This window comes from Phenylobacterium sp. (genome assembly GCF_022402485.1).
In the GTDB taxonomy this organism is placed as follows: domain Bacteria; phylum Pseudomonadota; class Alphaproteobacteria; order Caulobacterales; family Caulobacteraceae; genus Phenylobacterium.
In genome coordinates this window covers 112,129-134,927 of record NZ_JAKRSA010000020.1, presented here as the reverse complement: position 1 = coordinate 134,927, position 22,799 = coordinate 112,129, and the positions used below count along the sequence as shown (strand labels likewise).

The window sequence follows — 22,799 nt, the reverse complement described above, 5'->3', positions numbered from 1 at the left end:
CTAGCGGGCGAAGACGGGGGGTTCAGCCTCCGCCGCCGCCTGGGCAGCAGCGCCGTTTGCGCCTGGCCCCAGCCCCGAGGCGAGCTTGGCCTCAGCGTCGGCGCGAATGCGGGCGTCCGGCTCCAGGGTCAGCACCCGGCGCCACTGGAAGACCGCCTCGTCCCGGCGGCCCACCTGCCAGTAGGCGTCACCCAGGTGGTTGTTGATCTCCGGGTCACCGGCCTCAAGGGCAACGGCCCGCTCCAGGATCTCCACAGCCTTGTCGAACTGGCCAAGGCGGTAATAGCCCCAGCCCAGGCTGTCGACCATGGCCCCTGATCTGGGATTGGCGTCCACCGCCTGCTGGACCATGGCCAGAGCCTCTTCCAGGCGCTCGCCCCGGTCGATCCAGCCATAGGCCAGATAGTTCAGGATATCCGGCTCGTCCGGATTGAGTGCCAGGGCGGCGGAGAGGTCGGCCTCGGCTCGGGGCCAATCGCCCATCCGCTCATAGGCCGCGCCCCGGGCAAACAGCAGCCGCCAGTCTGGTGAGGGGCTTGAGTCCACCAGCTGATTCAGAGGCGTGATCGCCTCGGCGTAGCGCTCATTGGTCCGCAGCAAGTCGGCCAAGGTCAGCAGCCCCATGGGATCGCCGCCAGCGGCCGCCGCCCGGGCGGTCTGCAGCGCGGCCTCAACCTCATTGGCCCCCTGCAGGCTCCAGGCGAGCTTGCTCTGGGCCCCGGCATAGTCGGGGTGGCCTTGTGGCACGCGGCCATAGGCGGCGCGGGCGGCTTCGATGTCGCCGGCTGCGCCCATCAGGTCGCCGACCATCACCCAGGCGTCCATCCGCCCAGGATCCAGGCGAAGGGCGAGCCGCACATAGGCCAGGGCGAACTGGGTCTGCCGGGCCGCCAACATGGCGGCGGCTGGGGTCAGGATGGCCTGAGCCGCCCCCTGGCGGGCTGTGGGCGGCGACGGCGGCGCCCGGCGGGCCAGGGCCCGCTCCCGAGCCCGCGCCAGGCTCACATCATGGCGGTAGGTCGCCAAGGCGGCATCGTACAGGGCGACGGCTTCAGGCCGACGACCCCGACGCTCAAGAAACTCCCCATGGGCCAGGACGAGCAGAGGCGGCGCGTCAGGCCCCTCGGTGAGGGCTTTGAAGTCCGTCTCTGCCTCGTCGTAACGACGCACACGCTCATACTGATGGGCCTGACCCAACAAGCCAAAATACTCTACCAGCTTGTCGCCGGGCACATCGGGTCGGCGGGTGGCCAATTCCATATCGCCAGCCTGGGCTGCGGCCCAAGGGATCAAGAGCGCCGTTGCGGTCCGATGCGGAAAGCCGATCTCCTCGGCGGTCAGCAGGTCATAGGCCGCCTGTCCCTGGCCTGAGGCCATGGCCTCCACCGCCATCACCAGTCGGCCCAGACGCCGGACACCCTCCGAGGCGCCTTCGCCAGCCGGGGCCATGGCCGCAGCCTTCTCGATCTCACCGCTCAGGACGGCGGCGGTAAAGGCCCGCTCGGAGATCAAATTTGGGGTATCGCCAGCCCGGGTGGCCCGCTCGAAATAGGCCGCTGCCCGACGGCTCTCGCCATCGTTCAGGGCCGCCTGCCCCGCCAGAAACAGCCCGTAGGAGGACCCGGCCTCCAGCCCCCCGGAGGGCAGTGAGGGGCTGGCGCAGGCCGCCAGAAACAGAACGGGGACCGTCAAGGTCAGAGAACGAAGGCGCATCCCGCCACGGTTTCCTTTTCCGGCCCCCGCCGCAAGCCTGATGTCAGTTTACATGTTGGGATAGTTCGGTCCGTCCCCGCCCTGAGGGGTCGTCCAGACGATATTCTGCGACGGATCCTTGATGTCGCAGGTCTTGCAGTGGACGCAGTTCTGGAAATTGATCTGGAACTTCGGGTTCTGCCCGGCCTCATCGTACAGCACCTCATAGACCCCGGCGGGGCAATAGAGGCGGGCAGGCTCGCCGAACCGGGGCAGGTTCACCGAGATCGGGACCGTCGGGTCCTTCAGCCGCAGGTGGGCAGGCTGGTTCTCATCGTGGTTGGTCGCCGACAGGAAGACCGAGGACAGCTTGTCGAAACTGAACTCGTTGTCGGGCTTCGGATAAACGATCGGCTTGTAGTCCTTGGCCAGACCTGTGGACTCCGCATCGGTCTTGCCGTGCTTGAGGGTGCCCCAGGGCGACCAGCCCCCGAGCAGGGTGGCAATCATGGCGTCCACCCCCCCCAGGACCAGGCCTGGGATGGTGCCGAACTTGGACCAGAGCGGCTTGAAGTTGCGGACGTTCCACAGCTCCTTGTGGATCGAGGACGTCTTGTAGGCGTCTTCATAGCTGGTGAGCGCGTCGCCCGACCGGCCCTCGGAAATGGCGGCGAAGGCGGCCTCGGCGGCCAGGATGCCGCTCTTGACCGCGTTGTGGCTACCCTTGATCCGCGGGACATTGACCATGCCCGCCGAGCAGCCCAGCAGGACGCCGCCCGGGAAGTAGAGCTGTGGCAAGGACTGGGCACCGCCCTCGGTAATGGCGCGCGCGCCATAGGAGATGCGCTTGCCCCCCTCCAGATAGGCGCGGATCGTCGGGTGGGTCTTGAAGCGCTGGAACTCGTCGAAGGGCGAGAGCCACGGGTTCTTGTAGTTGAGGTGCAACACGAAGCCGATGGCCACGTAGTTGTCCCCGAAGTGGTACATAAACGAGCCACCGCCGGTGGCATTGTCCAGGGGCCAGCCGAAAGTGTGCTGGGTCAGGCCGGGTTCGAACACCGCGTCAGGAACCTGCCAGAGCTCCTTGATGCCGATGCCGAACTTCTGGGGCTCGCGGCCCTCGGTGAGGCCGAACTTGGCCTGAATTTGCTTAGAGAGCGAGCCACGGACGCCCTCGCTGATGAAGGTGTACTTGGCGTGCAGCTCGATGCCGGGCTGGAAATCGCCGGTGGGCTCGCCGTCCTTGCCAATGCCGAACACGCCGGCCACGACGCCCTTGACCGAGCCATCCTCATTATAGACCACCTCGGAGGCGGCCATGCCGGGATAGATTTCGACGCCCAGGCTCTCGGCGTGCTGACCCAGCCAGCGGCAGACATTGCCGAGGGAGGCGATGTAGTTGCCGTGGTTCAGCATCCACTTGGGGAAGGGCAGGAAGCTGATGTCCAGCTCCCCCTGCGGGCCAAGCATCACAAACTTGTCGCGGGTGACCTTGGTCTCCAGCGGGACACCCAGGGCCTTCCAGTCCGGGAGCAACTCATTGATGCCGCTGGGATCGATCACTGCGCCCGACAGGATATGGGCACCTACCTCGGAACCCTTTTCCAGCACAGCGACGTTGATCTCGGCGCCAGCCTCAGCGGCCAGCTGCTTGAGACGGATCGCCGCCGAAAGCCCCGCAGGACCCGCGCCGACGATGACGACGTCATATTCCATGGCCTCGCGTTCGACGTCTGCGCTCATGATCCCCTCTGAACTCCATTTTTCGACGGTCAGGGCGACTGACAACGCCGACAACGTTGATCCTTTGGCCGTCTTATCGGAAGGTCGGCCCCACGCGGTCAAGGACAAACCCCGCGAATCCAAGGATTTCGACACCCCAGTATGGACCAGACCACACCGCCAGCCCGCGAAATCCTGGTCCACAGCCTGTTGGCCTTCTGGGCCGACGCCGGTGTGGACTGTCTTTACCAGGATGAGGCCACGGATCGTATCGCTGCCGGGTTGAGCCCGCCGCCGCGCCGGGTCGAGGCCGTGGCGGCTCCCCTGCGCGCAATCCCCGGTCCGCCTTCGGCAGATTTCGGTGCTTTGGCCACGGCCAAGGCGCTGGCAGAGCAAGCTCAGGATCTGACGGCCTTGGCCGCCGCCATCGCCGGATTTGAGGGATGTTCCCTGCGCTTTGACGGCGCAGCCACCCGGGCGGTGTTCGCTCGGGGGCCGGCCAACGCCCCCGTCATGATCATTGGCGAGGCGCCCGGTGCCGATGAGGACGCCCGGGGCGAACCCTTTGTGGGCCGGGCCGGTCAGTTGCTGGACAGGATGCTCGCCGCCGCCGGGCTCACCGACCGGGTCTTCATCACCAACACCGTCTTCTGGCGCCCCCCGGGCAACCGTACCCCCACCCCGGCCGAACAGGCCGTCTGTGCCCCCTTCGTGGCCCGGGCCATCGCCCTGGTCCAACCGAAGATGCTGCTGCTGGTGGGCGGGGCTGCGGCCAAGGCGATGCTGCAGCGGGATGAGGGAATCCTGGCCATGCACGGGCGATGGTTTGAGTGGCGCTCAGAGGACAAAGGCATGGAACTGCCTGCTATGCCGACTCTGCATCCCGCCTTTCTGCTGCGTCAGCCGGCAGCCAAGAAGAAAGCGTGGAGCGATCTCGTGTCTCTGGTGCAGAGGCTTGATCGCCCCGACCGTCCCCACTAGACCTTCGCCCGAGCTTCGAGAAAAGGGCCACGAAACCGCTGCGACCTGTCGGCGGACGTGGAAGGTCGCATGACGACATCGACGCGACGGCAGATGTTTGGCCTCACCCTCGGGGCCTTGAGCGCGGCCCTGACCGCTGGCGCGGCGACCCGCGCCTGGGCGGCACCCCAGGTCCTTGATCCCTGGGACATCGCCCGCTACCGCGCCGCCTTCGCCGCCGTCGACCGGGGTGATTTCATCGACGCCCAGATGCACCTTGTGGAGCTCAAGGACCGCAGCCTAGCCGGTCATATCGCCCTGCGTCAGTTGATGCATCCCACGGCCCACATCGCCTCATTCCAGGAACTAAGCGCCTGGCTGGCGACCCATGCTGATCTGCCGGGCGCAGAGCGGGTCCATGCCCTCGCGCTACGGCGTCGTCCCGCCGGAGCGCCCGCCCCCCGCACGCCTCTGGTCACCGGCCTCAGCTGGGGCCGCGTGGAGAGCGCTGCCCAGCGCGTCGGCGGCCGGGTGAACGCCGACAAGGGCCGCGCCGCCCGGCAGGCCTTCTACGGCGGCGATGTCACCCGGGGCTTTGACCTGGCCAAGGACACCGGCGAACGCTGGATCGCCGGCATGGCCGCCTATCGCCTTGGACGTTATGAAGAGGCTGAGGGCTTCTTCAGCGCCGTCGCCCGCGATCCGGAAGAAGGCGAATGGCTGCAGGCCGGTGCTGGCTTCTGGGCCGCACGGGCTGCAGGGCGGGACGAGGACGCCGACCGCGCCGCCGCCCACCTTCGGGTGGCCGCCCGCCACCCTGAAACCTTCTATGGCAAGATCGCCGAGCGCCGTCTGGCCCTGACAGGAGAGGCCCCCCGCCGGCTGTCCCAGGCCTATCCCGAGGCCCAGGTCTTCCGTGCCGCAAGCCGGGGGGGCGACAGCATTGACCTGCTGCGGTTCGCCAAGACCGATCCCCGCGCCCGTCGCGCCGTCGCCCTGTCCCAGCTGGGCCTTGTCCTTGAGGCCGGGCTCGAACTGCGGGCCGGCCTGATGCTGGCCAAATCAGAGGCCGAGCGTAGCCGCTGGACGACCCTGGCCCTGGCGCTCAACGCCCCAATTACCTCAGAGGCCGATACCGCTGGGGGACGCCTGCGCGGCGCTTTTGCCTATCCGACCCCAGCCCTTGAGCCCAAGTGGGGCTTCACGATCGATCGGGCCCTGGTCTACGCGATTGTCCACCAGGAAAGCCGGTTTGACCCGGCAGCCGTGTCCCCGGCCGGCGCGGTCGGCTTGATGCAGCTGATGCCCGAGGCGGCTGCTCGGGCGGCGGGCGATGACAAGCTGCGCCAGGACATGAGCCCCCTGTTCGACCCCGCGTTCAACCTGCGGGTCGGCCAGGACTATCTGACCTGGCTGATGGAACGCGGCGTCGGCTACGACCTCCTACAGGTGGTGGCGGCCTACAACGGTGGGCCCGGCACGCTGCAAAGAACCGTCGCCATGGTGGGCGAGCAGGCCGATAGCCTGCTGGTCATCGAGTGCCTGCCCTCGGTAGAAACCCGCAACTATGTGGAAAAAGTCGTCGCCGCCTACTGGGCCTATCGAGACCATTTCGGCAAGACCACTGCCACACTGGATGCCGCAGCGCGCGGATCACGGATCATCGACGCGCGCCTGGATTTCGACGGGGCCAGAGCGCTCTAGAGGCAAACAGCTTTAGCCCAGGCGGACAGCACCCCTGCCAAACTGGGCGCGAAGGACCTTCATGTCCCCTTGGGTTCCACCAAAGTCCCGCGTCCGGACCAGCAGACCTGCGCTGGCGGTCTGACGACGCCCGGCGAACCACCCGGTCTTCAAGGGCGGCAGCAACAGGGCTGGCTTGGTCGCCCGGGCGCTGTGGTCGGCGACGACCTCGATCCAACGGCTGGGAAACTGCATGTCCGGCGACAGGATCAGCAGCCAGTTGCCCTTGGCCACGGCCGCGGCCGCGGCAATCGAGCCCCGCAACAGGGTGGCACCGGCATCCTCACAAAGCGCAGCGGTAGCCGGATCGGCGTCCCCGTCAGCCACAATCACCTCGCGCACTAGCCCATCGACGGCGGCTGGCACCAGGGCGGCAAGCAGACCCGCCAGGGGCTCGGCGGAAGCACGGGAGGGCACGATAACGGTGATCATCCGCGCCAAAGGGGATGCTTCGAGGACCGGGTCAAGTCTGTTCTTGTTATGTTCCCCTCGGGGCTGTAGTCTTGGCTCGTGCCCTCCCCCTCCCACCAGCCCCGCGGCCGTGGCGCGCGAAGCAATTCCACAAGCCGTTTCGTGGCGCGCAAACTGGAGCCCTTCGACGACGGCTGGACCCTGGACGACGATGTTCCGCCCCCGCTTCGGACCCAGGTCCTGCCGGACAAGGCCAAGACCATCATCGCCCGCAACACCAGCCCCGATGTCGGTTTCGACCGCTCGATCAATCCCTATCGGGGCTGCGAGCATGGCTGCATCTACTGCTATGCCCGCCCTGCCCACGCCTTTCTGGGCCTGTCGCCGGGGCTGGATTTCGAGAGCCGGCTGTTCTTCAAGCCGGACGCGGCGGCCCTGCTCGAAAAAGAACTGTCGGCAGCGCACTACACGCCCAAGGTCATCCATATCGGCGGGGACACCGACCCCTATCAGCCCATCGAACGCCAACATCAGGTGACCCGCCAGGTGCTGGCGGTCCTGCAGCGGTTTGGCCATCCCTTCACCATCATCACCAAGTCGGCCCTGATCCTGCGGGACGCCGATATTCTGGCCGAGATGGCGTCCCGGGGCCTGACGCGGGTGGCGATCTCCATCACCACCCTAGACCGCAGACTGGCCCGCAGCATGGAGCCCCGCGCCGCCACGCCTGAGCGACGGCTTGGGGCGGTAAAAGGCCTCGCCCAGGCCGGCGTGCCCGTGGTGGTCATGTTTGCCCCGGCGATCCCCAGCCTCAACGACCATGAAATGGAGGCGGTGCTGGAGCAAAGTGCCAAGGCCGGTGCGGTCGGTGCGGGCTATGTCACCCTGCGCCTGCCCCTGGAGATCAAGGACCTGTTCGAGGAGTGGCTGGCCACCGATCATCCCGATCGTGCCGCCCGGGTCATGTCCCTGGTCCGTCAGATGCGCGGCGGCAAGGCCTATGACGCCACCTTCGGTGCCCGCATGAAGGGCCAGGGGCCGGTGGCCCAGATGTTGGCGCAGAGGTTCCGGGCCGCACGGCGGCGTTACGGCCTCGACCACCCCCTGCCCGACCTCGACCTCTCAGCCTTCAAGGTTCCGCCCAGGCCAGGGGATCAGACCGATCTGTTTGGCTAGCTAGCGGGAGAAGACGCCCACCAGTTCCACATGCGGTGACCACAGAAACTGATCGACGGGCAGCACCCGCTCCAGCCGGAAGCCTGCATCGATCAGGGTCCTGGCATCCCGGGCAAAGGTGGCCGGGGCACACGAGACCCCGATCACGCGGCTGACCTTGGAGCGGGCGATCTCGCCGGCCTGTTCCGCCGCGCCGGCCCGGGGCGGGTCGAACACCACAAGATCGAGCTTTTTCATCTCTTGAGCCAGCAAGGGCCGTCGGGTCAGGTCTCGCACCTCGGCGGTGACGCCTTTCAGGCCTGGCGCATTGGCGACCGCGGCATTGAGCGCGGCGATGGCTGGCGCCTCCCCATCGGCGGCATAGACCGGCGCGATCCCAGCCAGGGCGAAGGTAAAGGTGCCCACGCCGCAGAACAGGTCTGCAATCCGTTCAGCCCCAGCGGCCGCCTCCGTCACGAACGTTACCATCGCGGCCTCAGCAGCAGGAACCGCCTGGAGGAACCCCCCCGGCGGCAGGCTCACCCGCACGCCGCTCAACCGCACCCCTGGCGCGGTCTGGTCCATATAGGCAATCTCGCCGTCCATGGAGACCCGGGCAAAGCCACCGGCAGCGGCCTGTTCGGCCAGGCGCATGCGGGCGTCGGCCGACAGGCCGCCGCTTTTGCGCTCGACCCCGGTGATATCGATATCGATCCCGTCGTCGGTCAGGGTGACATGCAGGGTCGGGGCGGACTTGGGATGCTCAAACAGGGGTGCGGCCAGCCGGCGCATGGCCGGCAGGGCGGCGGTGATCTTCGGATCGGCGATGGTACAGACGGTGACGTCCACGAGGTCCCAGGAATTGCGGATCTTGTAGCCCAGTCGCGCCTCGCCCTTGCGGCCCTGACGGGCGTGCAGCGCCACCCGGCGCCGGCTGAAGGGCGGCGAGGCCACGATGGGCAGTACCTCGGTTTCGATATGCTGGCGGGCCAGGGTGCCGATCAAGCGATCACGCTTCCAGGTCAGATAGGGCTCCATGGCCCAGTGCTGCAGGGCGCAGCCCCCGCACTGACCAAAGTGCGGACAGGGCGGTTCGACCCGCTCTGCGCTGGCCTCAAGAATCTCCAGAGTCCTGCGGCGCTCGCCGGTTCCGGCCACCCGCACCCGTTCACCCGGCAAGGTGAAACTGGCAAAGATGGGGCCAGACGCCATGCCGTCGCCCTCCCCGCCCATCTCGGTGATGAGCACCTCGGATTCCGGCGCAGGGCCGGCGGGCTTCGGGGTCGAGGTGCGGCGGATAGGTCTGGAACTGCGCATGAACAGGGCCATTCCACATTTTGGCCGCTGACGCCACGCTTGGGGCCATGCTGCGAAGATGAACGAAGATGAACAACCCGCTCAACGACCGTTCAGGAAAGCCCCGTCATATTCAGGATCGACAAGGACGAGCCTTGGTCTCGTTCAGGGTTTCCGCTCAAGGGAGAGCTTCGATGTCCACCCGTTCCACCATTGCCAAGGGCGCCGTCGCCGCGGTTGCGGGCGTCGCCACTCTCGCCGCTGCCGCCATGGTCCCGACCCTGGCCTCGGCCCAGTCCTATGGCTATTACGGCCAGACCCAGGGCCAGACCTATTATGACCCCTGCCGCCGCGACCAGACCAATCGCAGCACGGCCGGCGCCCTGATCGGCGGCGCGATCGGCGCGGTGATCGGCTCCAACACCGCAGCGGGCGGCGTTCGTACCGAAGGTGCCCTTCTGGGTGGAGCCCTGGGCGCTGCGGCTGGCGCGGCGATCGGCAACCGTGGGGCAGCCTGCGTGTCGGGCTTCGACACCCACACGCCGCAGACCGGATACAACAGCGGCTATTATGATCAGAACCGCTATGGCCAGGGCTACAGCGCCCCCCGGGGCGGTCGTCATCGGGGCGGGGCCGCGCCGGGCTATTACGGCTCGTCCTATGACCACAACAGCTATGGCTACGGGGCGTCGGGATCCTTCGGCCAGGCCCATGACCGCTACGGCCGCGCCTATTCCGTGGCCCAGCGCCCCGGTGCCGACGGCTGCAGCATCGCCGAGAGCCCGATCTATATGCCTGATGGCTCGACCCAAAAGCGCTTTGTGCGGGTCTGCCGTGACCGTTCGGGACGCTATCAGGTCGTCGACTGACCCTTCACCGCGCACCTAGCATAGGGGCCGTCCACTTTCGGGTGGGCGGCCTTTTGCGTTACCCCACCGCCTTGGTCGCCCAGACGAGAAACTCCAGATTGCCGTCACTGCCCGTGATCGGGCTTTGACCAGTTTCGTTCACGGTCCAGCCGCTCTGGTTCAGGAACACCAAGGCGTCCTCTAGGGCGCGGGACCTGGCGACCGGATCCTTGACCACGCCGCCCTTGCCCACCGCAGCGGGGCCGACCTCGAACTGCGGTTTGACCAGGACCAGCAGATCCGCCCCCGGCGCAGCCAGCCCCAAGGCCCTTGGCAAGGCCTTGGCCAGGCCAATGAAGCTCACATCACAGACGATCAGCTCAGGGGCAAAGCCCACCTTCTCCAGGTCGAGATCCCGGGCGTCAGTGGCTTCCAGGCTGTGGATCCGGGGATCGGCGGCGATCTTCGGATGCAACTGGCCCCGGCCCACATCCACCGCACAGACCCTGGCCGCGCCCTGGCTGAGACACACCTCGGTGAATCCGCCGGTGGAGGCCCCCACGTCCAGGACCTTTCGCCCCGCCACCCGGATCGGCCAGATCTCCAGGGCATGGGCGAGCTTCAAAGCCGCCCGGCCCACCCATGGATTGGCCGCCTCCGCCTGAATATCGGCGTCCTCGTCCAGGAGGTCGGCGGGTCGGCCGACCGTATGACCGCCGGCCAGGACCCGACCCGCCTCTATGGCGGCCCGGGCCTTGGCGCGGCTGTCGAACAGGCCGCGCTCGACCAGCAGCAGGTCGGCGCGTCTCTTGGCCATGCCTCAGGCGTCGGCCTTGTCCTCGAACAGCTTCTTGAGCTCGTTCTTCAGGATCTTGCCATTGGCGTTCCGCGGCAGGGTCTCGTGCCAGAACTTGACCGCGATCGGCACCTTGAAGGCCGCCAGGTGCTGGGCCACATGGGCCCGAAGCTCCTGTTCGGTGGCCTCGGCCCCGGGCTTCAGGGTGACGACGGCGGCTGGCTCTTCGCCCAGGGTACGATGGGGCACGCCGACGATGGCGGCGTCCATGATCGCCGGGTGATCATAGAGAACGTTCTCCACCTCGACACAGTAGATGTTCTCGCCGCCACGGATCAGCATGTCCTTGGCCCGGTCGATGATGAAGCAGAAGCCCTCTTCGTCCAGCCGCGCCAGGTCGCCCGTGCGGACCCAGCCATCCACAAAGGTCTGGGCGGTCGCCTCGGGCTTGTTCCAATAGCCCTTCACCACCATTGGCCCCTTGGCCCACAGCTCGCCTACCGCCCCGATGGGCAGTTCGGTCTTGCCATCGGCGGGGTCACGGATCTTCAGCTCAGCCACCGGGGCGGCCGGGCCGCAGCTGTCGGGGCGGTTGGTATAGTCTTCAGCGCCATTGCTGGTCACCGTGGCGCAGGTTTCGGTCATGCCCCAGCCCTGGCCGGGCTGCGACTTGGGGAAGGTCTCGCTCAGGCGACGGACCAGCTCCGGCGCCGAGGGCGCGCCGCCATAGGCCACCGACTCCAGGGACGAGAGGTCATAATTGGCCCGGGCCGGATGTTCGATCAGCTGCCAGGCGATGGTCGGCACGCCGCCGGCCGATTGGATCTTCTCCCGCTCGATCAGCTCAAAGGCGCGGACCGCATCCCACTTGTGCATCATCACCAGCTTGGCACCGGCAAACAGACTGGGGTTCAGCACCGCAAAGCAGCCGGTGACGTGGAAGAAGGGTACCGAAATCAGAGAGGAACGCTGCGGCCCATCGGGGTCCGGCGCCGGGGGCATCTCCCCACGGCGCAGGAAGCGACGGGCACCGGCGCAGGCGGCGGTCAGAATATTCGAATTGACCCCGCGATGGGTGCCCAGCGCGCCCTTGGGCTTCCCCGTGGTGCCGGAGGTGTAGAAGATGGTGGCGTCGTCGTCCTGGTCGATGGCCACGTCGGGAAGCGGCAGATCGGGCAGGCTGCCCCAGCTGTTGGCCTCCCCCAGGATCGATTCCAGCTTGGTCACGCCGGGATGGGCGATCTCGTCGGACTCCCGCGAAACATAGACCCGCACGAGGTCGGGGCAATTGGGCAGATGTTCGGTCAGGCGCTCATAGCGCTCGGCGTCGAGAACGACGATCTTGGCCCCGGAATCGGTCAGGCCGTATTCCAGCTCAGGCCCGGTCCACCACGCATTGAGCGGGGTGATGATGGCACCCAGGCAGGCGCCGGCATAGAAGGCCACGACCCACTCCGGCAGGTTGCGCATGACAATGGCGACCCGGTCGCCCTTGACCACGCCCTGGGCCGCGAACGCCTTGGCCAGGGTGGCCACAGCCCGGTGGAACGCCTCGAAAGAAACCCGCTCGTCCTCATAGACCAGGAAGATCCGCTCCCCATGGGCACGGCCAGCCTCAACCACCGACCGCAGGGACGGGGGCGAGTTCTTCCAGGCCTTCATGGTCACCCCACGGACGGTGACCTCTTCCATCTCGAACGGAACCCCCGGCGCCGTCAGCAGGGCGTGGGCGTCGGCGATGGACATGGCAGGCCAGCCGGGAGGCAGAGCGGCCTCGGACATAAGCGTTCTCCTAATGCTGCGCGGGGGTCAGGTAGCCCCCACATCGTGAGTGTGAACAAGCATAAGCTGCGTGCTGAGGCAAACATGTGTTCGGGGCGGCCGGACACAATCCCATCAGGCCTCACAGAAGCGAGAACGTCCGCCCTGGCGCCTGGCACCCTCGCTGGTCTGACCCGTTCAGTCGCGCGGGGAGGCCTCTAGCCGACCCCGGCCAGCCGCTGCAGCGCAGCTTCGAGTTTGCCCTTGGCGGCCTGCGCCTCGGCCATACGCTCGCGGTTCTCCTCGACCACCTCCTCCGGTGCCCGGGCAACGAAGTCGGCATTGTCGAGTTTCTTGGCCGTGCGCTCGACGTCCGAGGCCAGGGCAGCGATCTCCTTGGTAAGCCGCGCCCTTTCTGCCGCCAGGTCGATGAAGGCCGCCACTGGCAGGGCCAGGGTTGCGCCTTCGACCACAAAGGGGATGGCCCCATCTGGTGCCCGATCCACCGCCTGGACGCTGGCGACGCGGAGGGTCTGGCAGATCACAGGCGCCGAGCGGGCAAGAACGTCACGCTGCTCAGGGCTCGCCTCAATGATCAGCAGATCAGGCCGCGCCCCAGGGGGCACATTCAATTCGGCACGCACGGAACGGCCTTCACTGACCGCAGCGATGATCAGACCGATTTCGGCCTCCGCCGCCCCATCGATCAGCGCCTCGCCCAGGTCGGGCCATCGCGCGGTCATCAGGAAGCCCTGGTGGGTGCGGGGGGCCCCCTCCCCGGCGGTCTGCGCCCACAGCTCTTCGGTGAGGAAGGGCATGATCGGATGCAGCAGGGTCAGGATCACGTCGCGGGTCCAGGCCGCCGTCGCCTGGGTTTCAGCTTTGGCGCCAGCGTCCTCACCGTTCAGGATCGGCTTGGCCAGTTCCACGTACCAGTCGCAATAGACATTCCAGATGAACCGGTAGAGCAGGCCTGCGGCCTCATCGAAACCGCAGTTGTCGAGGGCCTTGGTGACCGCCTGGCTGGTCCGGGCGGCCTCGCCGACAATCCAGCGGTTCAGTGGAACCTGCAGGGTCGCCGGATCAAAGCCTTCGGCGCGGGCGCAGCCGTTCATCTGGCAGAACCGGGTGGCGTTCCACAGCTTGGTGCCAAAGTTCCGATAGCCTTCAATACGCTGACGCGAGAGCTTGATGTCCCGGGCCTGGCCCGACATGGCCGTCAGGGTAAAGCGCAGGGCGTCGGCCCCGAATTCATCCACCAGTTCCAGCGGGTCCAGGACATTGCCCTTGGACTTGGACATCTTCTTGCCCTCGGCGTCCCGGACCAGGGCGTTGATGAAGACCCGCTTGAAGGGCACTTCGCCGGTGAAATGAATGGCCTGCATCATCATCCGGGCGACCCAGAAGAAGATGATGTCAAAGCCGGTGATCAGGGTGTGGGTGGGATAGAACCGTGCCAGGTCGCTGGTCTTTTCCGGCCAGCCCATGGTGGAGAACGGCCACAGACCCGAGGAGAACCAGGTGTCGAGGACATCCTCGTCCTGCTTCAGCGGTTCGTCGCGGCCATAGTGTTCGCGGGCTTCAGCCTTGGCCTCATCCTCGGTCTCGGCCACGAAGGCCTTGCCGTCTGGACCATACCAGGCCGGGATACGATGGCCCCACCAGAGCTGGCGGGAGATGCACCAGGGCTGGATGTTCCGCATCCATTCGAAATAGGTCTTGTCCCAGTTGCGGGGCTCGAAGACCGTGCGCCCCTCCTCCACCGCCTTGATGGCCGGAGCCGCCAGGGTCTTGGCGTCCACATACCACTGGTCAGTCAGATAGGGCTCGACGACAGACCCCGAACGGTCGCCGTGCGGCACCACATGGCGGGTCTTTTCGATCTCTCGCAGCAGACCCAGGGCCTCAAAGGCCTCCACCACCTTCTTGCGGGCAGCGAACCGGTCCAGGCCGCGATATTCGAGCGGGGCGTTCTCATTGATCCGCGCGAAGTCATCAAAGACATTGATGACCGGCAGGTTGTGGCGCTTACCCACCTGGAAGTCGTTGAAGTCGTGGGCTGGCGTGATTTTCACCGCGCCTGAGCCCTTTTCAGGATCGGGATATTCGTCGGCAATGATGGGAATAGGCCGATTCACGATGGGCAGGCGCACCGCCTTGCCCACCATGTGCGTGTAGCGCTCATCGTCAGGATGGACCGCCACGGCAGTGTCGCCGAGCATGGTCTCAGGCCGGGTGGTGGCGACCACGATCTCGCCGGAACCGTCCTCCAGGGGATAGGCAAAGTGCCAATAGGCGCCATCGACCTCCCGCTGCTCGACCTCGATGTCTGAAATGGCGGTCTGGAAGTGCGGGTCCCAATTCACCAGCCGCTTGTCGCGGTAGATCAGGCCGTCCTTGTAGAGTTGGACGAACACCTTGCGCACGGCATCCGAGAGACCTTCGTCCAGGGTGAAGCGCTCACGGCTCCAGTCGCAGGACGCACCCAGGCGCCTAAGCTGGTTGACGATGGTCCCGCCGGACTTGGCCTTCCATTCCCAGATCTTCTCGACAAAGGCCTCCCGGCCCATATCCCGGCGGCTGATATTGCCCGCCTCCGCCAGCTGACGCTCGACGATGTTCTGGGTGGCGATGCCGGCGTGGTCGGTGCCTGGCAGCCAAAGCGCAGCCTTGCCCCGCATCCGCTCGAACCGGATCAGCACGTCCTGCAGGGTGTTGTTCAGGGCGTGGCCGATGTGCAGCGACCCGGTCACGTTCGGCGGCGGGATGACAATGGAGAACGGTTCGGCATTCGGATCGTCGATGGGCGCGAACGCCCCGGACTGCTCCCACGCCTGATAGAGGCGAGGCTCGGCGGTCTTGGGGTCGAAGGTCTTTTCAAGCATGGCAGATCAAGGGGTCCAGACAGGCTCTTGCGGAAGCGCGAAAGCCGGATGCGGCGCCGAAACGAACGAACCCGCCCGGGCGGGGCGGGTTCGGCGACTCACACGCCCCGGAGGACGTGAGAGACAGAAGGTTTAGCGTACCCGCCCGCGGGCGATGCGTTCGACTTCCTCACGGACCGACGCCTCGACAATCTGTGGCAGATGGTCGTCAAGCCACTGCTTCAGCAGGGGACGCAGCATCTCACGGACGACATCCTCCAAGGTGCGGTCAGTGTGCGGCATGCCAATGGCGGCGGATAGCTGGCCGAAGGCCGAGGCGGCCGCAGTGGCCGCCGTCTGGCTCAGCAGACCCTCGTCACTGGCCGGGCTGATGGGCTCGCTCACCGGCTCGTAGCTGGACGGCGGCGGAGAATAGACCGCTGATTCCGGCTCTGACGATGCCGGGGCGACCGTCGGGCTGTAGACATCGAGGTCGCCGACCTGGTCGACGCGCTCAGTCAGTTCAAGGGCGTCATCCTCGGGCTCGGGCGCAGGCGGCTCATAAGCCGCCACGGGCGTCGGTTCGGGGACCGGCTCGGGCTCAAAGCTGACCACCGGTTCCGGGGCCGCGGCCTGGGGCGCGGCCACTTCAGCCGTCGGCTCTTCCGCAGGCGCATCGTCCTCCGAAATGATGCGCCGAATGGAGGCGAGAATCTCCTCCATCGTCGGTTCTTGGGAGGTCTGATCGGACATGAGGCGCGCCGTGTTTAATGCGGTAGGGAATCCGTGCGCCAGCCTAGGCGCGATGCAACGATCCTGCAATTTCCGCTTTGCGACGCAAGACGGTTGTCGCGGCGATGGTCACCTATTGCGCGGTGCTGACAGGGCTCACCGGTGCCGAACGATCCAGTTCCGTCGCCTGAGGGACGAAAACCGAGTCGACCAGGCCGATCGGTTCCTCCCAAGGGGTCCAGCCCCAGGTGTAGCGCAGGGAGCGGCCATTGGCCTGGGGATCATAGGGGGTCAGTTCCGGTGCCAAATTGGCGGCATCCAGACGTCCGACGGCCGAAAGTACCGCGGCGGAGGCGACATACTCGTCGCGCCGGGCCGAAATCTGGGCCAGCTCAGCCGCCCGCAGCTCCTGCTCGGCGTTCAGCACGTCGATGGTGGTGCGCAAGCCCACCTGCTGCTCCTGACGCACACCTTCGGCGGCGATTCGGGCCGCGCGGACCTGAACATCGGTGGAACCGATATTGGCGCGGGCCGCCAGGAGCTGGCTCCAGGCGCGGGTGACACTCTGCTGGGCAATCCGACGGGCCTGCTCCACTGACTGCTCGCTGGCGGTTTCACGCTCCCGCGCCGCCCGGACTCGGGAATTGTTCAGGCCCCCGGTGAAGATCGGCACGGTCAAGGTCGCCCGACCGGTGACATTGCGGGAATAGTCAGAAGGCTCAAACGGATCGGCCAGACCACTCCAGCCCACCGTGCCGCTCAGCGACAGATTCGGCATGCGATCGGCGCGGGCGGCAGAAACCCGGGCAGCGGCGGCCTGGGCGGCATAGATCGCCTGACGAACCTGCGGGTTGTTCTGCTCGGCGGCCTCATAGGCCTGCTCGACCGAAGGGGGCAGGATCGTGGCCAAGGGGGGTTCAGGGTCGAGATCCCCCGGGTTCTGCCCTACTACGGCGGCATACTCAGCGCGGCTGATGGCCAGACCGGCCTCGGCCGAGCGCAGCTGGGCCTCGGCAGCCGCCAGGCGGGCCTGGGCCTGGGCCACGTCGGTGCGGGTGATCTCACCAACTTCAAATCGGGCGTCGGTCTCTTCCAGTTGCCGGGTCAGGACCTGGACGTTGTTCTGTCGGATTCGAAGGGCTTCCTGGTCGCGGCGCACATCCACATAGGCCACGATGACGTCGCCCAGAACCTCGGCTTCAATGCGCCGCAGGTTTTCCTGTCCCGCCAGAATATCGGCCCGGGCAGCAGACACCGCCGACCCAACTCGTCCACCCGTCCAGATCGGCTGGTTCAGGGCAAAGCCGGCATTGGCCGAATTGCGCTCATCAATGCCGCCCGCGGCGACTCCGTCCGGGATTCCATCACCATTCAGATCGACGGGTCCACCCGCCCCCGGTGTGCGGGTTTCGCTATAGGTGCCGGAAGCCGAGGCGCTGATCGAGGGCCGCCATCCGGCCCGGGCCTGGACCACGTTCTCATCCAGGGCGCGAAGGGAGGCCCGCTGAGCCTGCAGTACCGGATTGGTCTCATAGGCGAGCGCCAGGGCGTCGGCCAGGGTGTCGGCCGCTGCGGGGCCTCCCAGGGACAGGCCCGCACTGAATACGGCGGCGAGCAAGGCTCCGCGACGGCTGATGAACATACGTAGTCCCCGACTAAGGCGATGTAGCTCTACGCCCTATATGGCCCTCTGTTCTGAACTCGGCCAGGGGGCGTAACCTTAAGCTTTTTTCACACGCGACTTCCGCGCGCATTTCAGCGCACCTTAGAAGGCAAATCCTTGCTCAGGCTCAAAGCCGCCGAGATAACTTGGGGTGGCGTCAAATATTTCCCGCCGCGCCAGCCCCGTGGGGCTTTGGGTATAGATCACAGCCTTGCCCACTGGCCCCATGCGCTCGACCAGGGCCAGCCGTCCCCCCTGCGCGAGGGCTGAGGTCCAGGCCTCGGGAGTCTTTGCCACAGCACCTTCGCAGATGATCACGTCATAGGCACTGGCCTTGGGCGAGCTGAGATCTTCCCCATCCAGGCGTTCGACCTCGAGTCCGGCATGTTCGAGAACCGCCGCGCCATAGGGGGCAGCAATGGCCAGGGCCTTCTGACCCGGCGTGACCGCCAGGGCATGCAGCAGCTTGGCCACATCCCGAGGCGCCAGCAGGGCGCGACCCGGGGCGTAGGGGACCTCGGCATCAGCATAGGCCAGGAAAGCGCGACCTGGCGGCAGCAGGTTCTCCCGGGCGATCGCACGCATGGCGTCCTGGACCCTGAGGTCTGTGACATCATTGGTCCGGACCTGGCTGTCGACCATGTTCAGGCGGGCGGCGGAGAAGTCGACCATGTGACCTCGGGACGGTGCAGGTGAAGCGCGCTTATAGGTCCGGCCCGGACTGAAGCGCAATCACCCGCCGCAAGAGAGATTGCCGCGAGGCGGCGGTTCTGTTAGCGATCCGCCTCCGCACAAGACGGCGCGCCTGAAAAGGAAGCGTCGACCGGATGGCCTGGTGGCGGAGTGGTTACGCAGCGGATTGCAAATCCGTGCACCCCGGTTCGATTCCGGGCCAGGCCTCCACACCTCTTCATCCGAAACGCGCCATGGCGTGGACCTGCTCGATGCGGGCGACGCCCGCCGATCCTGTGCGCCGAGGGACTGAACCCTTGACGCCCATGGACCGGCGGGGGGCCGCTCAAACTCAGCTGGCCGTCTTGCTGGGATTGATCAGGTACTTTTCCCCGGTCGCCCGGCGGTTATAGGCCGCGAGGATGTCCAGCTGCAGGGCCTCAGCCAGGGAGATCTCGGCGGTGTAGTGGCTGGCAAAGGTGGTCTTCAGCTCCGAGGCCACACGCTGGCGCAGGGCTTGAGCAGCTTCGCCGCCGATCTTCATCAGGAACGGCGTCAGCAGCCAGCCCCCGACCCCCCAGGACATGCCAAAGCCCCGGTTCAATTCGGTGGGGCGGGTGTCGAGGCCGCCATAGATGTAGGCCTGCTTGTAGGTCGTCGAGCCATAGCGGCTGTACTCGGTGGCCTTACGATTGGCAGCCACCTCCATGGCGGTGAGAATCTGACCCACCAGCCGGCCGCCGCCGATGGCGTCAAAGGCAAGCGTCGCGCCCGTGGTCACCAGGGCTTCAACCAGCTCTTCGCCAAAGTTCGGCGCGGTGCTGTCCAGGACATGGACGGCCCCCTGGCTGCGCAGGAGATCAGCCTGGGCCTGGTTGCGGACGATGTTCACCAGCGCCACCCCATCCTTGAGGCAGAGACGGTTCAGCATCTGACCGAGGTTCGAGGCCGCCGCCGTATGGACCAGGGCGGTATGGCCCTCCCGGCGCATGGTCTCGACCATCCCCAGGGCGGTGAGCGGGTTGACGAAGCATGACGCGCCTTCAGCTGGCGTCACATCATCGGGCAGCAGCAGGCAGTCGGCGGCCCGCAGAGTGCGGTACTCGGCGTACATGGCCCCGCCCAGGATGGCGACGGTCTTGCCGATCAGAGCCTCAGCCCCCTCCCCGGCCGCCACCACCACGCCGGCTCCCTCATTGCCCACAGGCATAGACTCGTCCAGCCGCGCAGCCATGGCCTTCAGATAGGCCGCGGGGATCGGCGCAGTGATCACGGGGCTTTCTGCCGTGCCGCTGGCCTTGGCCTGGCTCATATCGGCCGCGCTCACCAGCAGGCCAAGGTCAGAGGGGTTGATCGGCGAACCTTCGATTCGCACCAGAACCTCGCCGGCCGCTGGCGGCTGAACCGGCACGCGGGCCAGGGACAGTTCCAGCTCTCCGCTGGATTTCACCAGGGATCGCAGCTGCAGGCCGGTGGTGTTCATGTCGAAAGTCATCTGGGGTCTCCCAAGGATTTAGGTGTGGTGTTTGTTCTGGAATGAAGGCCTGCGACGGGCTGCTGCGAGCCCCAATCAGCCCTAATCGGCTATGTGGATGAGCATCTTGCCGCTGTTGACGCCGGAGAACAGGCCGATCAGGCCCTCAGGGGCGCGCTCAAACCCCTCCAATATGGTCTCCTGGTACTTCACCCGTCCGTCCTTCAGCCAGCCTGTCATGTCGGCCAGGAAAGCTGCGTTCAGATGGCCAAAGTCGCTGGCCACGAAGCCCTCCATGCGGATGCGGCCATAGATGAGGTTGAACAGGTTCTTCACCCCCTCGCCGCCCCCGTTATAGGTAGAGATCATGCCACAGACCGGGATGCGGCCGCGGACATTCATGCGCGGCAGGACTGCGTCGAGGTGGGCTCCGCCTACGTTCTCAAAATAGACATCGATGCCTTGGGGAGTCGCGTCTTTCAGGGCCTGGGCCAGGTCCTGGGTCTTGTAATTGATCACCGCGTCCAGACCGACCTCGTCGCGCAACCAGGCGGCCTTGTCATCGGCCCCGGTGGAGCCGACCACATAGCACCCTTTGATCTTGGCGATCTGGGCGGCCACCGAACCCACGGCGCCGGCGGCGGTGGAGATGAAGACCTGCTCCCCGTCCTTGAGCGCTCCGGTTTCCAGCAGGCCGCCATAGGCGGTGATGCCCGTGGCACCGAGGGCATGGAGATAGACGCTAAGGGGCAGGGCTGGATCGCGCTTCAGCACCGACAGGCCCTTGCCCTCGGACAGAAACCTCGCCTGGAAGCCTGCCCCATGACGCACCAGATCGCCCACGGCGAACCGGGGGTGATGAGACTGGACGATCCGGCCGATGCCCCCGCCCAGCAGGGGCGCGTTGAGTGGCTGATCGGCATCCAGCCGCGGGCGCATATAGGGATCCACCGACATCATCAGGGCCTCGACCTGCACCTGGCCTTCCCCAGCATCGGCCACTGGCACCTCCACAAGGGCGAAGTCGTCCAGGGTGGGTACCCCCTGGGGCCGGCGCACGAGATGGATCTGACGGGTGAGGGTCATGGAAAATGTCCTTGAGCCGGCGCGGCCCCGGCGATGTCTCGCCCGAAAGCCGGGAGTATGACTGTATGGGTCTATACGGTCATTGGGTGCAGCGGCTAGCTTGCTGCGCGACGCCAACTGCGGCAAGGCCCATGCGCCCTATGCCAGATCAGAACATATGCTGGAGCCGGACGCCGCCCGGACCCTGATCGGCGCAGACTTGGGACGCCAATCAGGAGACCGTCGCCCCCCTTGAGCTCTCAGACGATCGCCTGAGGCTGCGGCAGATCGCAGACCTGACCGCCGCAGCCGTCCGACGAGACCGCCCCTGACGCCGACTACCAGGCGGCCTTGTAGAGGGCCTCAATGGCTGCCGCGTCCACCGGACGGGCGTTGCTCAGGTTCACCCCATCGGCCAGGGCATCGCCCACCAGCAGCGCCAGCAGGTCATCTGTGCCCCCCAGGTCGCGGATCGACCGGTTGATGCCGATGTCCTCGCGCAGGCTGACAACGGCGTCGATGGCGGCCTGGGCCTGGGCTTCCACAGAAGCCCCGGGCTTGCCGGCCCCCAGGGCCTCGGCCACCTGGGCATACTTGGCGGCGCAGACATCCAGATTATAGGCCATGACGTGGGGCAGCATGGTGGCCAGGGTCTGGCCGTGGGCGGCGTTCAGCCGCGCCGACAGGGCATGGCCGGTCCCGTGAGCCGCACCAAGACCCGAAACGTTGAAGGCGATGGCGGCCATGCTCGAGGCCAGCAGCATCTGCGAGCGGGCCTCCAGGTCCGAGCCGTCCTCCACCACCTTGCGCACATGGCGGGCGACCAGCTGGATGGCCCCGAGGGCCACGGCGTCCGAATAGGGGGTGGTGCGGTTGGAGGTGAAGGCCTCAATGGCATGGGTCAGGACATCGAAGCCGCAGGTCGCGGTCGGATAGCGAGGCAGACCCAGGGTCAACTTGGGGTCCAGCACCGACACCACCGGCACGATGCTCGGATGCATGACATAGGTCTTGCGGCCCAGGGCAGTGTTGGTGATCACGCAGGCCGAGTTGGTCTCAGACCCGGTACCGGCCGTGGTCGCCACGGCGATCACCGGCACGCCAGGCGCCTTCGGCCCACGGGTCTGCAGATCGGTGACCTTGTCGCCATTTGTGGCGAGCAGCGCGATGGCCTTGCCGCAGTCCATGGACGAGCCGCCGCCAAGGGCGACCACAACCGCATGGCCCAGGGCGCGTAGCCGAAGGGCACCAGCCTCGACATTCTCGTCCGTGGGATTGGCCGACACCCCATCGAACACCTCCACCTGCACGCCGTCCGCCACCAGCTTGTCCAACAGGGCGCTCGCCGCGCCGCTGGCCATCAGGCCCTTGTCGGTGACGATCAGCGCCCCAGTCCGGCCCAGGGCCTTCACATGGGTGGCAAGATCCAGGCTCGAATCCACCCCGAAGAACAGGGTGGGCAGCGGGCGGATCTGGAAGGTCTGTCTAGCAAGCATGGTATCTCCCCAAAATTATTTTGTTATTTCAATGCGGACCAGGCTGGCGTGGTTGAGCGCGCAGCTGGGCGGCGGCCAGTTCCAAAGCGGCAGCCATCTCCGCTGCGCGTCCCGCCCGGCTTGTCAGGTCACCCAGGGCAAAAGCCAGGGCTTGAGCCGTGGCACCGAGGGGAATCCACTGCCGCTCAGCCTCGGCCAGCGCCGCGTCGATGACCTGCCGCGCCCGATCGAAGTCCTGGCGTTCTGCGCCCTCTATCAGGCGCTGGGCGTCGTGCCCGCAGAGCGACCCAGCGCCTGCCTTACCGTTGCGGTTAGTGGCCATTCCCGTCTCCATCACCGATGGAGCATCTAGAATGTTACGGTATAACATTGCAAGCCGGCGTGCAGCAGATCGCCAGCCCCCAAAGGTTGTTCAAGCCCGGCCTCGCCAAAGGACTGGCGGGGCCGGG

Annotated in this window: 18 protein-coding genes and 1 tRNA gene; 5 read left to right on the top strand and 14 right to left on the bottom strand. The window is 66.5% G+C overall.

Annotated features, from left to right (window positions below):
- Together MH112_RS07760 and MH112_RS07755 are read right to left on the bottom strand one after the other, a co-directional pair.
- Entirely contained in the window at positions 1-1,713 is a 1,713-nt protein-coding gene (locus tag MH112_RS07760; protein WP_296566104.1) for a tetratricopeptide repeat protein, read from the bottom strand.
- Between the two features lie 48 nt (positions 1,714-1,761).
- Positions 1,762-3,435 (bottom strand): electron transfer flavoprotein-ubiquinone oxidoreductase, encoded by a 1,674-nt coding sequence (locus tag MH112_RS07755; protein ID WP_296566101.1) that lies wholly within the window; start codon positions 3,433-3,435, stop codon positions 1,762-1,764.
- A 141-nt stretch (positions 3,436-3,576) separates the two neighbouring features.
- Here MH112_RS07755 and MH112_RS07750 point away from each other — a divergent pair, with 141 nt between their 5' ends.
- Both MH112_RS07750 and MH112_RS07745 read left to right on the top strand, forming a co-directional pair.
- Positions 3,577-4,395 carry a uracil-DNA glycosylase gene (locus tag MH112_RS07750; RefSeq protein ID WP_296566098.1) on the top strand — a complete coding sequence of 273 codons (819 nt, stop codon included), beginning with the start codon at positions 3,577-3,579 and terminating at the stop codon, positions 4,393-4,395.
- 69 nt (positions 4,396-4,464) lie between these two features.
- Complete coding sequence (locus MH112_RS07745; protein ID WP_296566095.1) at positions 4,465-6,078, top strand: lytic transglycosylase domain-containing protein; 1,614 nt, start codon at positions 4,465-4,467, stop codon at positions 6,076-6,078.
- A gap of 12 nt (positions 6,079-6,090) precedes the next feature.
- On the opposite strand, the gene MH112_RS07740 is transcribed toward MH112_RS07745, so the two are convergent.
- Positions 6,091-6,549: a cell wall biosynthesis glycosyltransferase gene (locus MH112_RS07740; protein ID WP_296566093.1), complete on the bottom strand. Its 459-nt coding sequence runs from the start codon at positions 6,547-6,549 to the stop codon at positions 6,091-6,093.
- Between the two features lie 78 nt (positions 6,550-6,627).
- On the opposite strand from MH112_RS07740, the gene MH112_RS07735 reads away from it, so the two are divergent.
- Positions 6,628-7,704: a PA0069 family radical SAM protein gene (locus MH112_RS07735; protein ID WP_296566091.1), complete on the top strand. Its 1,077-nt coding sequence runs from the start codon at positions 6,628-6,630 to the stop codon at positions 7,702-7,704.
- On the opposite strand, the gene MH112_RS07730 is transcribed toward MH112_RS07735, so the two are convergent.
- Positions 7,705-8,916, bottom strand: a complete 1,212-nt coding sequence (locus MH112_RS07730; RefSeq protein WP_296566236.1) for a class I SAM-dependent RNA methyltransferase — start codon at positions 8,914-8,916, stop codon at positions 7,705-7,707. It abuts the gene before it with no gap.
- A 257-nt stretch (positions 8,917-9,173) separates the two neighbouring features.
- Here MH112_RS07730 and MH112_RS07725 point away from each other — a divergent pair, with 257 nt between their 5' ends.
- The gene (locus MH112_RS07725; RefSeq protein ID WP_296566090.1) at positions 9,174-9,848 is read left to right on the top strand and encodes a hypothetical protein; all 675 of its coding nucleotides are present in this window, start codon (positions 9,174-9,176) and stop codon (positions 9,846-9,848) included.
- Between the two features lie 58 nt (positions 9,849-9,906).
- On the opposite strand, the gene MH112_RS07720 is transcribed toward MH112_RS07725, so the two are convergent.
- The 6 genes from MH112_RS07720 to MH112_RS07695 form a co-directional block, all read right to left on the bottom strand.
- A complete protein-coding gene (locus tag MH112_RS07720; RefSeq protein ID WP_296566088.1) occupies positions 9,907-10,644 on the bottom strand; it encodes a TlyA family RNA methyltransferase in 738 nt (245 codons plus the stop codon).
- A gap of 3 nt (positions 10,645-10,647) precedes the next feature.
- On the bottom strand, positions 10,648-12,405 hold the full coding sequence (locus MH112_RS07715; protein ID WP_296566086.1) for a class I adenylate-forming enzyme family protein: 1,758 nt from the start codon (positions 12,403-12,405) through the stop codon (positions 10,648-10,650).
- 197 nt (positions 12,406-12,602) lie between these two features.
- Positions 12,603-15,269 carry a valine--tRNA ligase gene (locus MH112_RS07710; RefSeq protein WP_296566084.1) on the bottom strand — a complete coding sequence of 889 codons (2,667 nt, stop codon included), beginning with the start codon at positions 15,267-15,269 and terminating at the stop codon, positions 12,603-12,605.
- A gap of 132 nt (positions 15,270-15,401) precedes the next feature.
- Positions 15,402-16,001 carry a DUF2497 domain-containing protein gene (locus MH112_RS07705; RefSeq protein WP_296566082.1) on the bottom strand — a complete coding sequence of 200 codons (600 nt, stop codon included), beginning with the start codon at positions 15,999-16,001 and terminating at the stop codon, positions 15,402-15,404.
- 112 nt (positions 16,002-16,113) lie between these two features.
- Positions 16,114-17,622, bottom strand: coding sequence for a TolC family outer membrane protein (locus MH112_RS07700; RefSeq protein ID WP_296566080.1), 1,509 nt, complete (start codon positions 17,620-17,622; stop codon positions 16,114-16,116).
- Between the two features lie 123 nt (positions 17,623-17,745).
- On the bottom strand, positions 17,746-18,315 hold the full coding sequence (locus MH112_RS07695) for a protein-L-isoaspartate O-methyltransferase (protein ID WP_296566077.1): 570 nt from the start codon (positions 18,313-18,315) through the stop codon (positions 17,746-17,748).
- A 157-nt stretch (positions 18,316-18,472) separates the two neighbouring features.
- Here MH112_RS07695 and MH112_RS07690 point away from each other — a divergent pair.
- Positions 18,473-18,546, top strand: a tRNA-Cys gene (locus tag MH112_RS07690).
- A gap of 121 nt (positions 18,547-18,667) precedes the next feature.
- On the opposite strand, the gene MH112_RS07685 is transcribed toward MH112_RS07690, so the two are convergent.
- The 4 genes from MH112_RS07685 to MH112_RS07670 all read right to left on the bottom strand — a co-directional run bounded on the left by MH112_RS07685 (position 18,668) and on the right by MH112_RS07670 (position 22,672).
- Entirely contained in the window at positions 18,668-19,810 is a 1,143-nt protein-coding gene (locus MH112_RS07685) for a zinc-binding dehydrogenase (RefSeq protein WP_296566074.1), read from the bottom strand.
- Between the two features lie 81 nt (positions 19,811-19,891).
- Positions 19,892-20,875, bottom strand: a complete 984-nt coding sequence (locus tag MH112_RS07680) for an NADP-dependent oxidoreductase (protein WP_296566072.1) — start codon at positions 20,873-20,875, stop codon at positions 19,892-19,894.
- Between the two features lie 317 nt (positions 20,876-21,192).
- Entirely contained in the window at positions 21,193-22,350 is a 1,158-nt protein-coding gene (locus MH112_RS07675; protein ID WP_296566070.1) for an iron-containing alcohol dehydrogenase, read from the bottom strand.
- 28 nt (positions 22,351-22,378) lie between these two features.
- Positions 22,379-22,672 (bottom strand): hypothetical protein, encoded by a 294-nt coding sequence (locus tag MH112_RS07670; RefSeq protein ID WP_296566067.1) that lies wholly within the window; start codon positions 22,670-22,672, stop codon positions 22,379-22,381.
- Positions 22,673-22,799 lie beyond the last annotated feature (127 nt).

Excerpts from the sequence above, each read along its gene's own strand:
- MH112_RS07715 (WP_296566086.1), bottom strand. The coding sequence starts at position 12,405 with ATGTCCGAGGCCGCTCTGCCTCCCGGCTGGCCTGCCATGTCCATCGCC.
- MH112_RS07745 (WP_296566095.1), top strand. The coding sequence starts at position 4,465 with ATGACGACATCGACGCGACGGCAGATGTTTGGCCTCACCCTCGGGGCC.
- MH112_RS07730 (WP_296566236.1), bottom strand. The coding sequence starts at position 8,916 with ATGGGCGGGGAGGGCGACGGCATGGCGTCTGGCCCCATCTTTGCCAGT.
- MH112_RS07685 (WP_296566074.1), bottom strand. The coding sequence starts at position 19,810 with ATGACTTTCGACATGAACACCACCGGCCTGCAGCTGCGATCCCTGGTG.
- MH112_RS07680 (WP_296566072.1), bottom strand. The coding sequence starts at position 20,875 with ATGACCCTCACCCGTCAGATCCATCTCGTGCGCCGGCCCCAGGGGGTA.
- MH112_RS07720 (WP_296566088.1), bottom strand. The coding sequence starts at position 10,644 with ATGGCCAAGAGACGCGCCGACCTGCTGCTGGTCGAGCGCGGCCTGTTC.
- MH112_RS07750 (WP_296566098.1), top strand. The coding sequence starts at position 3,577 with ATGGACCAGACCACACCGCCAGCCCGCGAAATCCTGGTCCACAGCCTG.
- MH112_RS07755 (WP_296566101.1), bottom strand. The coding sequence starts at position 3,435 with ATGAGCGCAGACGTCGAACGCGAGGCCATGGAATATGACGTCGTCATC.
- MH112_RS07710 (WP_296566084.1), bottom strand. The coding sequence starts at position 15,269 with ATGCTTGAAAAGACCTTCGACCCCAAGACCGCCGAGCCTCGCCTCTAT.
- MH112_RS07725 (WP_296566090.1), top strand. The coding sequence starts at position 9,174 with ATGTCCACCCGTTCCACCATTGCCAAGGGCGCCGTCGCCGCGGTTGCG.
- MH112_RS07740 (WP_296566093.1), bottom strand. The coding sequence starts at position 6,549 with ATGATCACCGTTATCGTGCCCTCCCGTGCTTCCGCCGAGCCCCTGGCG.
- MH112_RS07670 (WP_296566067.1), bottom strand. The coding sequence starts at position 22,672 with ATGGCCACTAACCGCAACGGTAAGGCAGGCGCTGGGTCGCTCTGCGGG.
- MH112_RS07760 (WP_296566104.1), bottom strand. The coding sequence starts at position 1,713 with ATGCGCCTTCGTTCTCTGACCTTGACGGTCCCCGTTCTGTTTCTGGCG.
- MH112_RS07705 (WP_296566082.1), bottom strand. The coding sequence starts at position 16,001 with ATGTCCGATCAGACCTCCCAAGAACCGACGATGGAGGAGATTCTCGCC.
- MH112_RS07695 (WP_296566077.1), bottom strand. The coding sequence starts at position 18,315 with ATGGTCGACTTCTCCGCCGCCCGCCTGAACATGGTCGACAGCCAGGTC.
- MH112_RS07675 (WP_296566070.1), bottom strand. The coding sequence starts at position 22,350 with ATGCTTGCTAGACAGACCTTCCAGATCCGCCCGCTGCCCACCCTGTTC.
- MH112_RS07700 (WP_296566080.1), bottom strand. The coding sequence starts at position 17,622 with ATGTTCATCAGCCGTCGCGGAGCCTTGCTCGCCGCCGTATTCAGTGCG.